The sequence below is a fragment of the Frigoribacterium sp. Leaf44 genome (assembly GCF_001421865.1).
Classification (GTDB): Bacteria; Actinomycetota; Actinomycetes; order Actinomycetales; family Microbacteriaceae; genus Frigoribacterium.
Genome location: NZ_LMLG01000001.1, coordinates 599,396 through 614,288, shown reverse-complemented (window position 1 = coordinate 614,288; position 14,893 = coordinate 599,396). Strand labels below are relative to the sequence as shown.

The window sequence follows — 14,893 nt, the reverse complement described above, 5'->3', positions numbered from 1 at the left end:
ATCAGCCCTTGAAGTCGAAGTCGGCACCCAGCTTGCGGAGCTTCGCGATGAAGTGCTCGTAGCCGCGGCTGATGATGCCGACGTTGCTGATCTTCGACTCGCCCTCGGCGGTCAGCGCCGCGATGAGGTGGCTGAACCCGCCGCGCAGGTCGGGCACGCGGATGTCGGCTCCGTGCAGGGCGGTCGGTCCGTTGATGACCGCGGCCTGCTCGAACTCGCGACGCGCGACGCGGCGGTCGTGGTCGGGCAGTCCGTCTTTGTGGACCGTGATGTCGGCGCCCATGTCGTTGAGGGCCTCGGTGAACTGGAAGCGGTTCTCGTAGACCGTCTCGTGGACGACGGAGGTGCCCTGCGCCTGCGTGAGCGCGACGATGAGCGGCTGCTGCCAGTCGGTCATGAACCCGGGGTGGACGTCGGTCTCGACGACGACGGGCTTGAGCTCGCCACCGGGGTGGAAGAAGCGGATGCCGTCCTCGTGGACGTCGAAGTCGCCGCCGACCTTGCGGAAGACGTTGAGGAACGTCATCAGGTCTTTCTGGTCGGCACCCTCGACGAAGATGTCGCCCTTGGTGGCGAGTGCGGCCGAGGCCCAGCTCGCGGCCTCGTTGCGGTCGTTGATCGCCCGGTGCGTGTAGCCGCGGAGCTTCTCGACGCCCTCGATGAAGATGACGCGGTTCGGTTCGACCGAGACGACGGCGCCCATCTTCTGCAGGATCGCGATGAGGTCCATGATCTCGGGCTCGATCGCGGCGTTGCGCAGTTCGGTGACGCCCTTGGCGAGCACCGCGGTCAGCAGCACCTGCTCGGTGGCGCCGACGCTCGGGTAGGGCAGCTCGATGTTGGCGCCGGTGAGGCCGTCGGGCGCGGTGAGGTGGATGCCGTTGTACGACTTGTCGACGACGGCACCGAAGGCCCGCAGGGCGTCGAGGTGGAAGTCGATGGGTCGGTCGCCGATGCGGCAGCCGCCGAGGTCGGGGATGAACGCCTCGCCCAGGCGGTGCAGCAGCGGTCCGCAGAAGAGGATCGGGATGCGGCTCGAGCCGGCGTGGGCGTCGATCTCGGCGAAGTGGGCCGACTCGACGTTGGAGGGGTCGAGGATCATCTCGCCGCGAGCCGGGTCGGTGATGCGCACGCCGTGCACCGAGAGCAGGCCGCGGACGACGTTGACGTCGCTGATGTCGGGGACGTCCTTGAGGATGCTGGGGGTGTCGCCCAGGAGGGCCGCGACCATGGCCTTCGTGGCCAGGTTCTTGGCACCACGCACCTCGATGCGACCGATCAGCGGCTTGCCGCCGCGGATGACGATCTCATCGGAGGTCAACCCCACACGGGCACCTGCTGCTGCTGCGTCTTGGACGAGAGAGTTCACTTACTTCACCGGCAATGTCTTCGGGCGCCAGGCGGCGCGGCGGGATTCGAATTCTGTGATGGCCGCTTCGTCGCGGAGCGTCAGGCCGATGTCGTCGAGGCCTTCGAGGAGACGCCACTTAGTGTAGGCATCGACTTCGAATCCGACGGTGAGGCTGCCGACCGTGGCGGTCTGGGCCACGAGGTCGACCGTGATCTCGACGCCGGGCCGGCGGTCGATCTCGGCCCAGATGCGCTCGACGTCGTCTTCGGCGACGGCCGCGGCGAGCAGTCCCTGCTTGCCGGAGTTGCCCCGGAAGATGTCGCCGAAGCGCGAGCTGATGATGACGTCGAAGCCGAAGTCGCGCAGCGCCCACACGGCGTGCTCACGACTCGAACCGGTGCCGAAGTCCGGCCCGGCGACGAGGACGCGCGCGCCCTGGAACTCGGGCCGGTTCAGCACGAACTCGGGGTCGTTGCGCCACCCGAAGAACAGGGCGTCCTCGAAGCCCGTCTTGGTGACCCGCTTCAGGAACTGCGCCGGGATGATCTGGTCGGTGTCGACGTTCGAGCGCTTCAGCGGCGCGGCGACCCCGGTGACGGTGGTGAACTTCTGCATCAGAGGGCCCTTGCTCGATCGGTGCCGTCGGCGAGGACGGGTTCGTCGGTCGCCCGGGCGTCGGAGGCCGCCGCGGCGGCGTGGTCGTCGTCCGACCGGAGGTCCCACGGCGAGGACAGGGTCCCGCGCACCGCGGTGGCGGCGGCGACGAGGGGCGACACGAGGTGCGTGCGACCGCCCTTGCCCTGCCGACCCTCGAAGTTGCGGTTCGACGTCGACGCACACCGCTCGCCTGGTGCGAGCTGGTCGGGGTTCATGCCGAGGCACATCGAGCACCCGGCGAAGCGCCACTCGGCGCCGAACGCGATGAAGACCTGGTCGAGCCCCTCGGCCTCGGCCTCGAGCCGGACGCGAGCCGACCCCGGCACGACCATGACGCGCACGCCCTCGGCCTTGCTGCGGCCGCGGATGATCGACGCGAACGCACGCAGGTCTTCGATGCGGCTGTTGGTGCACGACCCCATGAACACGGCGTCGACCGGGATGGCCTTCATCGGCGTGCCGGCCTCGAGGGCCATGTACTCGAGCGCGCGCGTCGCCGCGGCCTTCTCGTTGGGGTCGACGACCGACTCGGGGTCGGGCACGGAGTCGCTGAGCGACACGCCCTGGCCCGGGTTGGTGCCCCACGTGACGAAGGGCTCGAGAGTGTCGGCGTCGAGGAAGATCTCGGCGTCGAACACGGCGTCGTCGTCGGTCGGCAGGGTGTCCCAGTAGGCGACGGCTTCGTCCCAGTCGGCACCCGTGGGAGCGTGCGGCCGACCCTGCAGGTAGTCGTACGTGGTCTGGTCGGGCGCGACCATGCCCGCCCGGGCACCCGCCTCGATCGACATGTTGCAGATCGTCATGCGCCCCTCCATCGAGAGGGCGCGGATCGCACTGCCGCGGTACTCGAGCACGTAGCCCTGCCCGCCGCCGGTGCCGATCTGGGCGATGACCGCGAGGATGATGTCCTTCGCGGTCACGCCGGGGCGCAGCGTGCCCTCGACGGTGACCGCCATGGTCTTGAACGGCTTGAGCGGCAGCGTCTGCGTCGCCATGACGTGCTCGACCTCACTCGTGCCGATGCCGAACGCCATGGCCCCGAATGCCCCGTGGGTCGAGGTGTGCGAGTCGCCGCAGACGACCGTGATGCCCGGCATCGTCAGGCCCAGCTGGGGGCCGACGACGTGCACGATGCCCTGCTCGGCGTCGCCCAACGGGTGCAGGCGGACACCGAACTCGGCCGTGTTGCGGCGGAGCGTCTCGATCTGCGTGCGGCTCGTCAGGTCGGCGATCGGCTTGTCGATCGCGAGGGTCGGCGTGTTGTGGTCCTCGGTCGCGATCGTCAGGTCGGTGCGACGCAGGGGCCGGTCGGCCTGGCGCAGTCCGTCGAAGGCCTGGGGGCTGGTGACCTCGTGCACGAGGTGGAGGTCGATGTAGAGAAGGTCGGGGGCGCCGTCTTCGCCCTTGACGACGACGTGGTCGTCCCATACTTTCTCGGCCAGCGTCCTACCCACGGGCACGCCCCTTCTCCTGTATCGACGGCAAGATGATCCGTGGAGTCTACGCCAGTGTTTCGGGCAGGTTTCTCGACGGTCGTGGGGTGAACCCCGCCCCCACGACGGCCATTCCCGGCGCACCCGACGGCTGCGGCGAGCGCCCGGGGCGAGGGCTCCGAATAGCATGACGACACCCGTCGGGCGGACGACGGCTGCGCTCGACGAGGAGGCCGACCATGAGCCACCCCGAGCGCGCACGCGACCACCCCCGGGAGGCGCGGGTCGCCGGCCGCTGGCGCCGCGCCTCCCCGGGTCGTCGCCTCGTCGGCGTGCTGGGCGCACTGGTCGTGGCGTGCACGCTCGTGGCCGCCGGGGCGGTCTCGGTGGCACCCCGGTACGGCGACGGCCGCCCCTGGACGGGGCTCGCGGTCGACGACCTCAGACGGTCGCCGGACGCGACCGGTTGGACCCTCGACCTGGCGGCGACGCTCGCGCCGGACGCACCCCGTCGGTGCCTGAACTTCTGGGCGTCCCCGGCGGTCGACGGACTCGTGGCGGTCGGCACCTCGGTCGACCTCGACTTCGGCGACGCGTTGGGCGCGCCGGCCTGTCGCTCGTACGCGTCCTCGGCGGACACGAGCCTGATCGGGCTGGTGGAGACGGCCACGGGCACGGTCCGCTGGGTGCACGACCTGGCCCGTGACGTCCCCGACACCGACGCCCTGAGCATCCCCGCGACGCAGGTCGTCCCGTCGGCCGGTCGCGTGCTGGTGCAGACCCAGACCACGGGGGCGACCGTGCTGGCCGCCCTCGACCTGCGCGACGGTTCGCTCGTCGAGTCGACCCGCGGCCGGCGAGACCTGCCCAGCGTCAGCGTCGACTCGCGGGGACCTCTGCAACTGCGCACGTTCTCGGGCATCGCCGGATCGGGCGACCGCTACCAACTGGTGGAGGCCTCGCGTCTCGCCGACCCGGTGTGGGAGGGCGGGGTCGACTCGGGCAGTTCGCCGGCGCTGCTGAACGACGGCGCCCTCGTGGCGCGGGGCGGCGAGACCGTGTTCGTCGACGCCGCCACGGGCCGGGAACGACCGTTCGCGGCGTCGCCGGACGAGATCGCCGTACCGCCCGTCGGCTCGTCCGTGACGACCGAGGACGGGCGCCGCGTCGTCGCCTTCGGCATCGAGCGCACCCGTGCGAACGGCACCGTCGAGGCCCTCGACGACGACGGTGAGGCCGTCTGGAGCCGCCCGACCAGCGGCCGTCGGCTCGCGGTCACGCCGTCGTGCGTGGTCGTCGTCACCGGCGGCGACACGGCGGCGGAGTGCCTCGATCCCCGCGACGGCACGGTCCGCTGGACGACCGACCTGGGTGCCCCGTTCGCGGTCGAGGCCGTGCCGGGTCAGCGCGCGGCCGACGTGTTCGTCGTCGTGCAGCGATCGGGTGGGTCACGCCTGCTCGCCCTCGACGGCACCGACGGACACACCCGCTTCAGCTCGTCCGTCGGACTGCTCGACGACCTCGCCGCGGCGGGCCGGTCGGTGCTCTACCTGCAGACGGACGACGGTCGTTCGTCGGGGCGGAACGTGGCGGCCCTCGACCTGGACGACGGCCGGCCGCTCTGGACGACCTCGACGTCGGGCACCGTGGCGTTCTGGGGCGGTCACCTCGTGCGGATCGACGAGCAGGGGGTCGCCCGGCGGCTCGTCGACACCGCCCGCGTAGGGGCGACGTCGTGAGGCCGGGACGCCGGCTGGCCGTGACCTACGCCGTCGTGGCCCTGGCCGCGCTCGCGACGACGGTCCTCGTCGCACCGACGCAGCCCGAGTACGGGGCCGACCCGCCCTGGCAGGGCGTCGAGGTCGACGACCTCCGGCAGGAACCCGGCACGACCGGGTGGCGGGTCGACCTGCGGGCCGCCCTCGCGCCCGAGGCCCCCGCCGAGTGCCTCCGCTACCGGGCCACACCCGTCGAGCAGGGGCTCGCGCTCGTGAGCGCCGCCGGGGCCTGGACCTACGGCTTCGCCAACGACGGCGACTGTGCCACCCCGACCCAGGGAGTCGGCACGCGGATCGGTGCGCTCGACGTCGACCGCGGCACCTTCCGCTGGGTGCACGACGTCGCCGACGACCTCGCCGGGCTCGACCTGACCGGACCCGCCCTCGTGTCGTCCGTGACGACGGTGCCCGGGGCAGGACTCGTGCTCGTCCGGGCGGCGGTGGACGGCGAACAGGTGCTGGCGACGCTGTCCCTCGAGACCGGGCGTCCCGTCGAGGTGGTCGAGACCGGCTCGGCCGGCGACGGGGACCAGTTCCAGACCGTCGGAGCCGTGGTGGTCACCGGACGACAGCAGGGCGTCGGAGGCGTCTACCGCTACGACCTGCGCGACGCCCGCGACCTCGACCGGGTGGTGTGGAGTGGACCCGCCTCGACCACGGGCGTCGCCCTCGCCCTGACCGACCGGCTCGTCGTGGCCCGGGCGGACGGCTCGGTCCAGGTCGACCTCGTCACCGGCGTCGAGCGCCCCTGGGGTGCGCGGCTCGACCGGCTGATCGGTTACGTCGTCCACGACGACGTCGTCTACGCCCCCCGAGGAGGCGCGGCCACGGGACGCGGGGACGCGGGCTTCGTCGCGTTGACCGCCGGCGGCGAGCGTCTCTGGAGCTCGGACCGCGACGTCCGGGGCGGCTACTCGGTGACGCGGTCGTGCCTCGCCGTCACCGACGTGCGTTCGCGGACGGTGACGTGCCTCGACCTCGCGACCGGGGAGGCGCGGTGGACCGACCGGGCGTCGAGCTCGTCCGCCCTCGAGGGCCTGCCCGGTCAGACCGACGACCGCGTCTTCGCGACGGCGACCGCCGCGGGCCCCGGCCCGGTCGTGGTCCGCGCACTCGACGGGTCCACCGGCTCGGCCGGCGCACGGGTGTCGCTGCCCGACGGAGCCGTCCTCGCGGCCGCGGGGCGGACGGTCGGCTACGCCCTGGCGTACGGCAGCTCGGGCGGCCGGTCGACCCTCGTGGCGTTCGACCTCTCGAGCGGGCGCGCCCTCTGGGAACACGCCGCGGAATTGCAGGTCTACGCCTGGGCGGGGCGGCTGGTGGACGTGGACGTCGACGGGGTCGCGCGGGTGCTGGTCTCCCCCGATCGCCTCGCGGTCCCGACGGGCTCGTCCGGAGGGTGACGCCTCGTCCGCCCGGCTCGAACACGTGTTCGAATCGAGCGTAGGGTGTCGGGATGAGCCTCCCCTTCACCGCCTCTCTGCTCGACGGCCTGTCCGACGGCCCCGACCTCGCGCCGCTCGTCGGGCGCGTCGACCACCTCGACCTCGGCGAGGGCGCCTGGCTGGACGTCGTCCCGGGCTGGGCGTCGAATTCCGACGCCCTGTTCGAGCGTCTCGTGACCGACGTGCCGTGGCGAGCCGACCGCCGCCAGATGTACGACCGGGTGGTCGAGGTGCCCCGGCTCGTCTCGTCCTACGACGTGGGCGACGCACTCCCGGACCCCGTGCTCGCCCAGGCTCGAGACGACCTCAACGCCTACTACGCGCACGAGCGCGGTGCCCCCGTCGAGCAGCGCTTCGACCGGGCGGGGCTGTGTTTCTACCGGACGGGCGACGACAGCATCGCCTGGCACGGTGACCACGTGGGGCGCACGATCGACCGCGACACGATGGTGGGCATCCTCTCGCTCGGGGCACCGCGCACGCTCGCGGTGCGGTCCCGCTCGACCGGCACGACCCGGCGGTTCCCGCTCGGCCACGGCGACCTCCTGGTGATGGGCGGAAGCTGCCAACGGACCCACGAGCACGCCATCGCCAAGACCAAGAAGGCCGTCGGTCCTCGCATCAGCGTGCAGTTCCGACCGGTGTGGCCCTCCTGACCCGCCTCTGACGGACCGGTCGGCCGCGCGGACCACCGGGCCGTCGCTCGTATGCTGTGCACACGATCGACGACGAGGTGGACGAGAATGCCGGCAACCCGTGACGACGTGGCGCGTCTGGCAGGCGTCTCGTCGAGCACCGTGTCGTACGCCATCAGTGGGCGACGGACCATCTCCGCCGCCACCCGCCGCCGGGTCGAAGCGGCGATGGCCGAGTTGAACTACACGCCCAACGCGTTCGCCCGGGGCCTCGCCGGCGCACGGGGCGGCATCCTCGCCCTGCACTACCCGTACGGACGCCGCGGCGTCACGTCGTCCGAGTTCGAGTACGTGGCGGCGGCCACCGACCGGGCGAGATGCCGGGGTTACCACCTGCTGCTGTGGTCGAACCCCATCGACGACGTCGAGGGACTCGGCAGCCTCGTGAGCGAGGGCCTGGTCGACGGCGTGATCCTGATGGAGCTCACGGCACGCGACGACCGCGTGGCCGTGCTGTCGCGGTCCCGTCTGCCGTTCACGAACATCGGGCGCCCCGACGACGTCGACGGGCTCTGGTTCGTCGACGCCGACTACGACTCGCTGGCCCGTCAGGCGGTCGACCACCTCGCCGACCTCGGCCACCGGCGCGTCTTCTTCCTCGGGCAGAGCATCCGGACCCCCGAGCGCGGGTCCGGTCCGCTCGACCGGACGTCGAGGGCGCTGGTCCGCCCCGTCGGCGAGAGGGGCCTGACGCTCGAGACGCATTCGGCCGACGACTCCGTCCCGGGGGGCCGCCGGGCCTTCGACGCCTTCGTCGCCTCGGCGGCCCGACCGACGGCGGTGCTCGCCTTCAACGAGATGGCGCTCGCCGGCTTCGTGCAGGCCGCGGCGACGGCCGGCCGGTCGATCCCGGACGATCTCACGGTCGTCGCGTTGAGCATCGGCGACCTGGCCGCCGAGATGACCTCACCCCCGCTCACCACCGTGAACCCGCCCGGCGCCGACATCGCCGCCGCCGCGGTCGACGATCTCGTCGACCGCATCGAGGGTCGACGCCACGACGCCCCCCACGTCCTCGTGGCACCACGGCTCGTCGTGCGGGGCACCTCGGCGCCTGCTCCCCCCGAGCGGACGACCTAGCAGATCCGGTTGCGCGCCTCCTGCGAGTATGTGACACTCATCGTCGACGCGCGTCGACGACGACGTGCGGCGGACGATCATCCCGACAGCACGGGCCGTCCGCTCTTGCGACTCAATGAGGAGACACCAATGCGAGCATCCCTGCACCGCCGCTTCACGGGCCCCCTGGCCATCCTGGCGGCGTCGAGCTTCCTGTTGGCCGGTTGCTCCGGCACGGCCGACCCCAACGACCCCAACGCCGGAGGCGCGGGTGCCGGCGACGTCGGAACCGCCGACGGCGTCGTCAACGTCTACGGCACGATCAACGGCGACGAGGCCACGCTCCTCGAGCAGTCCTGGGCCGACTGGGAGAAGGCCAACGACATCGACATCAAGTACACGGGCGACAAAGAGTTCGAGAAGCAGATCGGCATCAAGGTCCAGGGTGGCGACACCCCCGACCTGGCGATCTTCCCCCAGCCCGGCCTGCTGGCCGACACGGTCGCGTCCGGCAAGGTGCAAGAACTGCCCGCCGATGCGCTGGCCAACGTCAAGGAGGGCTGGTCCGAGGACTGGCAGAAGTACGGTCAGGTCGACGGCAAGCAGTACGGCGCCCCCCTGATGGCCAGCGTCAAGGGCTACGTCTGGTACTCCCCCGCCAAGTTCGAGGAGTGGGGCGTCGAGGTCCCCAAGACCTACGACGAGCTCCTCGCCCTCTCCAAGACCATCCAGGAGAAGACCGGCGGCCCCTCGTGGTGCGCCGGCTTCAACTCGGGCGAGGCCTCGGGCTGGCCCGGCACCGACTGGGTCGAGGACCTCGTCCTGCGCGAAGCCGGCCCCGACGCCTACGACTCGTGGGTCGCGGGTGACACGAAGTTCACCGATCCCGAGATCAAGGCCGCCTTCGACTCGGTGGGCGACATCCTGCTCGACCCGAGCCTCGTCAACGCCGGTTACGGCGACGTCAAGTCGATCAACTCGACCGCCTTCGGCGACGTCGCGACGAACGTGGCGAACGGCAGCTGCGCCCTGACCCACCAGGCCTCGTTCTTCGAGGGCTTCCTGACGGCCGCGAACAACGCGAGCGGTCAGCCGGCGACGGTCGCCGAGGACGGCGACGTCTGGGCCTTCCTCACCCCGCCGATGAAGGAGGACGACCCCGCAGCCGTCACCGGTGGTGGCGAGTTCGTCGCCGCGTTCTCGAACGACGACGACACCGCCAAGGTGCAGGCGTACCTCGCCAGCGCCGACTGGGCCAACAGCCGCGTCTCCCTCGGTGGCGTCATCTCCGCGAACAAGGGCCTCGACCCCGAGAACGCCGGCAGCGACCTGCTCAAGGGCGCCGTCGAGATCCTCCAGGGCACCGACACCACCTTCCGCTTCGACGGTTCCGACCTGATGCCCAAGTCGGTCGGCTCCGACAGCTTCTGGAAGGGCATGGTCGACTGGATCGACGGCACCGACACCGACACGGTGCTCGACGAGATCCAGGCCGGCTACACCTCGTAACACCCGCGCCACAGGGGCCACCGCACGTCGGTGGCCCCTGACCCCGCGCCCGCTCGCCGCCCCGCTCGCCGCCCTGGGCGACGGCGTCCGGCCGCGTCCTGCTCGGACCCGAACGTGAAAGGACAGAGATGTCCAGTTTCTTCCAGTGGCTGGCGGGAATCCCGCCCCTGGCGCAGATCCCCCTGATCCTCGTCGCCTTCACCGCCCTCGTGGCCGTGGTGCTCGTCTTCGTCGAGTTCGCCCCTCGCCGAGGCCTGCAGTACACGATCATCCGACTGGCCGTCTGCGTAGTCGTCCCGGTCGTCGTGCTGCTGGCGTTCGGCCTCTACAACTCGGTCATCTGGGTCGCCGCCGTCGCCGCCGTCCTCGGCGGCGGTCTGTTCCTGCTCGACTACCGCTCGAAGCGCGGAGCCGGGTACTCGCTGCAGCTGATCGCCTTCATGACCCCGGCCGTGTTCTTCCTCCTGATCGGGCTGATCTACCCGACCATCACGACCGCCGGCCAGGCCTTCATGAAGAACGACGGCTCCGGCTTCGCCGGTCTCGACAACTTCGTCTGGGTGTTCACGAGCCCGGACGGCCTCACCGCCTTCGGCAACACGCTCGTCTGGGTGCTACTGGCGCCGATCACGGCGACCGCGATCGGTCTGGCCTACGCCGTCTTCATCGACAAGAGCCGTGGCGAGAAGTTCCTCAAGTTGCTCGTGTTCATGCCGATGGCCATCTCGTTCGTGGGCGCCTCGATCATCTTCAAGTTCTTCTACGACATCCGCCAGGGCGAGCAGATCGGTCTGCTCAACGGTGTCCTCGTGGCCTTCGGTGGCCAGCCCGTGGACTGGCTGGGGCTCGAGCCGTGGAACACGCTCCTGCTCGTGATCGTGCTGATCTGGACGCAGGCAGGGTTCGCCATGACGGTGCTGTCGGCCGCCATCAAGGGCGTCCCCGCCGAGCAGCTCGAGGCGGCGTCACTCGACGGCACCAACGGGTTCCAGGCATTCCGGCACATCACCGTCCCCGGCATCCGCACGACCATCATCGTGGTGCTCACCACCATCTCGATCGCGTCCCTCAAGGTCTACGACATCGTCTCGGCCATGACCGGGGGCCGCAACGACACGACCATCCTCGCGTTCGAGATGGTCCGGCAGTTCCAGCTCGGCAGCCGCACGGGCTACAGCTCGGCACTGGCCGTCATCCTGTTCGTGCTGGTGCTGCCGATCGTGATCTACAACGCCCGTCAGATCCAGAAGCAGAGGGAGATCCGATGACTGCCACACCCACCCCCGTCGGGGTCGCCGTCGGCTCGGGCACCGAGAGACAGCTCAAGCGAGGAATCGCGAAGATCGAGACCTCGAGCGGCAAGCTGAAGAAGGGCACGACCAGCCGCGGCGCCACCATCGCCGCGCTGATCATCGCCGTGATCTGGACCCTGCCCACGGCCGGCCTCTTCATCTCGTCGTTCCGGCCCGCGAACGACATCAAGACCACCGGATGGTGGACCGTCTTCGCCAACCCGGGGTTCACGCTCGACAACTACGTGAACGCCCTGAACTCGGGTGACAGCCTCACGCTGGGCAAGGCGTTCCTGAACTCGCTGGTCATCACGCTGCCCGCCGCTCTGATCCCGATCACGATCGCGAGCCTCGCGGCGTACGCGTTCGCCTGGATCGACTTCAAGGGACGCAACACCATGTTCGTGTTGGTGTTCGCCCTGCAGATCGTCCCGATCCAGATGGCTCTCGTGCCGCTGCTTCGACTGTTCTCGGACGGCCTGCGCATCGGTGGCCTGTACATCCTGCCGGGGCTCGGCGTGAACGGCCTCGACGGTTCGTTCGCGAAGGTCTGGATCGCGCACACGATCTTCGCGCTGCCGCTGGCGATCTTCATGCTGCACAACTTCATCTCGGAGATCCCGGCCGAGGTGATCGAGGCCGCCCGCATGGACGGAGCCGGTCACGGACAGGTGTTCTTCCGCATCGTGCTGCCACTGTCGATGCCCGCGATCGCCTCGTTCGGCATCTTCCAGTTCTTGTGGGTCTGGAACGACCTGCTCGTGGCCACCGTCTTCACGTCCGGGCAGGGATTGCCGATCACGAAGGCCCTGCAGGACCTCTCGGGGTCGTACGGCCAGTCGTGGGAGCTGCTGACGGCCGGAGCGTTCATCTCGATCATCGTGCCGCTGATCGTGTTCTTCGCCCTGCAGCGGTTCTTCGTCCGCGGCCTGCTGGCAGGTGCCACGAAGGGCTGAGCCAGCAGGCACGGAACGAGACCGCCCGGCGCGAGCCCGGCGGTCTCGTTCTGTCTCGGGTCGTGCCGTTCCGCGCCGTGACGTCCCGTGCCATCCCGGAAACGAGAAAACCGCCAGGCGAGAGCCTGGCGGTTTCTTGTCGGTGCTGGTGGTGACCCCAACGGGATTCGAACCCGTGTTACCGCCGTGAGAGGGCGACGTACTAGGCCGCTATACGATGGGGCCGTATTTGCAACTCGTCGAGTATGCCACACCCCGCGAGCCCGTCACAAATCGAGGCACCGGCGCGTCGAGATCGAGCCACCCGACACGCGTACAGTCGCTGTCATGCGCCTCACGAAGCTCGAACATGCCTGCCTGATCCTCGAGAAGGACGGGCGCAAGCTCGTCGTCGACCCCGGGTCGTTCACGGCCCCCCTCGTCGACCTGCACGACGTCGACGCCGTCGTGGTCACCCACGAGCACGCCGACCACTGGACCCCCGACCAGCTGACCCACCTGCTCGCCACAAACCCCGACGCGACCGTCTACGGTCCTTCGGGCGTGGCCACGGCCGCCGAGGGCTTCGACGTGCACGTCGTCGCCGACGGCGACACCGTCGAGGTCGGCCCCTTCACGCTCGCGTTCCACGGCTCGCGCCACGCGGTCATCCACGAGAGCATCCCGGTCATCGACAACGTCGGCGTGCTCGTCGACGGCTCGCTGTTCTACCCGGGCGACCAGTTCACGGTGCCGCCGGTGCCGGTGGACGTCCTCGCGACCCCCGTCGGAGCACCGTGGCTCAAGGTGTCCGAGGTCATCGACTACGTCGCGGCGGTCAACCCCCGACTGGCGTTCCCGACCCACGAGCAGACCCTCTCCGCGCCCGGACTCGCCATGCACTTCGACCGCATGAAGGCCTCCGCGCAATCGGTCGGCGGTGACGCGGTGAAGCTCGAGGCCCACGAGTCACTCGACCTGTAGGTCCCCCGACGACGAACCGCCCCTCTCCGGTCTGACCGGATGAGGGGCGGTTCGTCGTCGGGCGCCGTGACGACTACAGCGTGACGTCGATCTCGCGCAGGGTCTTCGCGTCGATGGCGACGCGCACCTTCTCGACCAGCTCGTCGGGGGCCGGGCTGTCGATGGTCAGGACGCTGAGGGCCTGACCGCCGGCGCTCTGTCGGGCGATCTGCATGCCGGCGATGTTGATGCCGGCGTCGCCGAACTCGCGACCGTAGACCGCGACGATGCCGGGGCGGTCGGTGTACACCATGACGAGGTGGTGGGCCGCGATGGGCACCTCGACGTCGTAGCCGTTGATCTCGACGATCTTCTCGACCTGCTTCGTCCCGGTGAGGGTGCCCGAGACCGAGATCTGCGAACCGTCGCTGAGCGAGCCGCGCAGGGTGATGACGTTGCGGTACTCGTCGCTGGTCGGGTCGGTGAGCAGACGCACGGTGATGCCGCGCTGCTCGGCCAGCAACGGGGCGTTCACGTAGCTCACCGACTCGCTGACGATGTTCGTGAAGATGCCCTTCAGGGCCGCCAGCTTCAACACGCTGACGTCGTACTCGACCAGGTCGCCGCGCACCTCGACGTCGACGCTCGTCAACGGGCTGTCGGCGAGGCCCGAGAACACCTGGCCGATCTTCTCCACCAGGGGGATGCCGGGACGCACGTAGGGGTCGATGACGCCACCGGCGACGTTGACCGCGTCGGGCACGAGCTCGCCGCCGAGCGCGAGCCGTACCGATCGGGCCACCGAGACGCCGGCTTTCTCTTGCGCCTCGTCCGTGGAGGCACCGAGGTGGGGGGTCACCACGACGTTCTCGAGACCCAGGAGCTTCTGGTCGACCGGGGGTTCCTTCACGAACACGTCGAGCCCGGCGCCGGCGATCTCGCCGGTGGTGAGGGCCTCGTACAGGCCGTCCTCGTCGATGAGGCCGCCGCGGGCGACGTTGACGACGAATGCCGACTTCTTCATGGCCTTCATCTGCTCGAGGCCGATCATGCCGGTGGTCTCGGGGGTCTTGGGCATGTGGATGGTCACGAAGTCGCTCGTGGCCAGCAGCTCGTCGAGCGACAGGAGCGTGACCCCGAGCTGCTGGGCGCGGGCCGGCGTGACGTAGGGGTCGTAGGCCACGACGTTCACGCCGAAGGCCTGCAGGCGCGCCGTGATCAGGGCGCCGATGCGCCCGAGGCCGACGATGCCGACCGTCTTCTCGTACAGCTCGACGCCGGTGTACTTCGACCGTTTCCACTGCCCCTGTGCCAGGGCGGAGTGCGCGGCCGGGATGTGGCGCGCAAGGCTCAGGATGTGGCCGACCGTGAGCTCGGCGGCCGAGATGATGTTCGACGTCGGAGCGTTGACGACCATGACCCCGGCCGTGGTGGCCGCCTTGATGTCGACGTTGTCGAGCCCGACACCGGCGCGCGCGACGACCTTGAGCGACGGAGCGGCGGCGATGGCCTCGGCGTCGACCTGCGTCGCCGATCGCACCAGGATCGCGTCGGCGTCGGCCAGGGCGGCCAGCAAGGCGGGGCGGTCGGTGCCGTCCACCGATCGCACGTCGAAGTCGGGCCCGAGGGCGTCGACGGTGGCGGGTGACAGTTCTTCTGCGATCAACACGACGGGCTTGGCCACGGGGCGGACGTCCTTCTCTGGGTGGTGTTCGGTGAGGAGCCGCGACGCGCCGTGGGCGCGGCTGGTGACGACTCTATCGACTCGCGAGGATC

General features: G+C 70.2%; 12 protein-coding genes and 1 tRNA gene. 8 read left to right on the top strand and 5 right to left on the bottom strand.

Annotated elements, in window-relative coordinates; genetic code table 11:
- Position 1: 1 nt before the first annotated feature.
- Genes murA through leuC form a run of 3 tightly spaced genes read right to left on the bottom strand, consistent with a single transcriptional unit; the run spans position 2 to position 3,462 of the window.
- Positions 2–1,369, bottom strand: coding sequence for a UDP-N-acetylglucosamine 1-carboxyvinyltransferase (murA, locus tag ASE87_RS02855; RefSeq protein ID WP_043593953.1), 1,368 nt, complete (start codon positions 1,367–1,369; stop codon positions 2–4).
- Positions 1,370–1,966 (bottom strand): 3-isopropylmalate dehydratase small subunit, encoded by a 597-nt coding sequence (gene leuD / locus ASE87_RS02850; RefSeq protein WP_043593955.1) that lies wholly within the window; start codon positions 1,964–1,966, stop codon positions 1,370–1,372. It abuts the gene before it with no gap.
- Positions 1,966–3,462: a 3-isopropylmalate dehydratase large subunit gene (gene leuC / locus ASE87_RS02845; protein WP_043593956.1), complete on the bottom strand. Its 1,497-nt coding sequence runs from the start codon at positions 3,460–3,462 to the stop codon at positions 1,966–1,968. The genes leuD and leuC overlap by 1 nt, the downstream gene beginning before the upstream one ends.
- A gap of 218 nt (positions 3,463–3,680) precedes the next feature.
- Here leuC and ASE87_RS02840 point away from each other — a divergent pair, with 218 nt between their 5' ends.
- The 7 genes from ASE87_RS02840 to ASE87_RS02810 all read left to right on the top strand — a co-directional run bounded on the left by ASE87_RS02840 (position 3,681) and on the right by ASE87_RS02810 (position 12,175).
- On the top strand, positions 3,681–5,180 hold the full coding sequence (locus tag ASE87_RS02840; protein WP_056225772.1) for a PQQ-binding-like beta-propeller repeat protein: 1,500 nt from the start codon (positions 3,681–3,683) through the stop codon (positions 5,178–5,180).
- Positions 5,177–6,622, top strand: coding sequence for a hypothetical protein (locus ASE87_RS02835; protein WP_137847577.1), 1,446 nt, complete (start codon positions 5,177–5,179; stop codon positions 6,620–6,622). The genes ASE87_RS02840 and ASE87_RS02835 overlap by 4 nt, the downstream gene beginning before the upstream one ends.
- 53 nt (positions 6,623–6,675) lie before the next feature.
- Positions 6,676–7,320, top strand: a complete 645-nt coding sequence (locus ASE87_RS02830) for an alpha-ketoglutarate-dependent dioxygenase AlkB (protein ID WP_056225766.1) — start codon at positions 6,676–6,678, stop codon at positions 7,318–7,320.
- A gap of 87 nt (positions 7,321–7,407) precedes the next feature.
- The gene (locus tag ASE87_RS02825) at positions 7,408–8,439 is read left to right on the top strand and encodes a LacI family DNA-binding transcriptional regulator (RefSeq protein ID WP_043593963.1); all 1,032 of its coding nucleotides are present in this window, start codon (positions 7,408–7,410) and stop codon (positions 8,437–8,439) included.
- Positions 8,440–8,568: 129 nt separating this feature from the next.
- Entirely contained in the window at positions 8,569–9,927 is a 1,359-nt protein-coding gene (locus ASE87_RS02820; RefSeq protein WP_056225763.1) for an ABC transporter substrate-binding protein, read from the top strand.
- Positions 9,928–10,055: 128 nt separating this feature from the next.
- The gene (locus ASE87_RS02815; RefSeq protein WP_043593966.1) at positions 10,056–11,195 is read left to right on the top strand and encodes a carbohydrate ABC transporter permease; all 1,140 of its coding nucleotides are present in this window, start codon (positions 10,056–10,058) and stop codon (positions 11,193–11,195) included.
- The gene (locus ASE87_RS02810; RefSeq protein WP_043593968.1) at positions 11,192–12,175 is read left to right on the top strand and encodes a carbohydrate ABC transporter permease; all 984 of its coding nucleotides are present in this window, start codon (positions 11,192–11,194) and stop codon (positions 12,173–12,175) included. Before ASE87_RS02815 ends, ASE87_RS02810 begins: the two co-directional genes overlap by 4 nt.
- 149 nt (positions 12,176–12,324) lie before the next feature.
- On the opposite strand, the gene ASE87_RS02805 is transcribed toward ASE87_RS02810, so the two are convergent.
- Positions 12,325–12,400 (bottom strand) — tRNA-Glu (locus ASE87_RS02805).
- A gap of 102 nt (positions 12,401–12,502) precedes the next feature.
- On the opposite strand from ASE87_RS02805, the gene ASE87_RS02800 reads away from it, so the two are divergent.
- The gene (locus ASE87_RS02800) at positions 12,503–13,138 is read left to right on the top strand and encodes an MBL fold metallo-hydrolase (protein ID WP_056225761.1); all 636 of its coding nucleotides are present in this window, start codon (positions 12,503–12,505) and stop codon (positions 13,136–13,138) included.
- 73 nt (positions 13,139–13,211) lie between these two features.
- Here ASE87_RS02800 and serA read toward each other — a convergent pair whose 3' ends face one another.
- Positions 13,212–14,801, bottom strand: coding sequence for a phosphoglycerate dehydrogenase (gene serA / locus ASE87_RS02795; RefSeq protein ID WP_043593971.1), 1,590 nt, complete (start codon positions 14,799–14,801; stop codon positions 13,212–13,214).
- Positions 14,802–14,893: the final 92 nt, after the last annotated feature.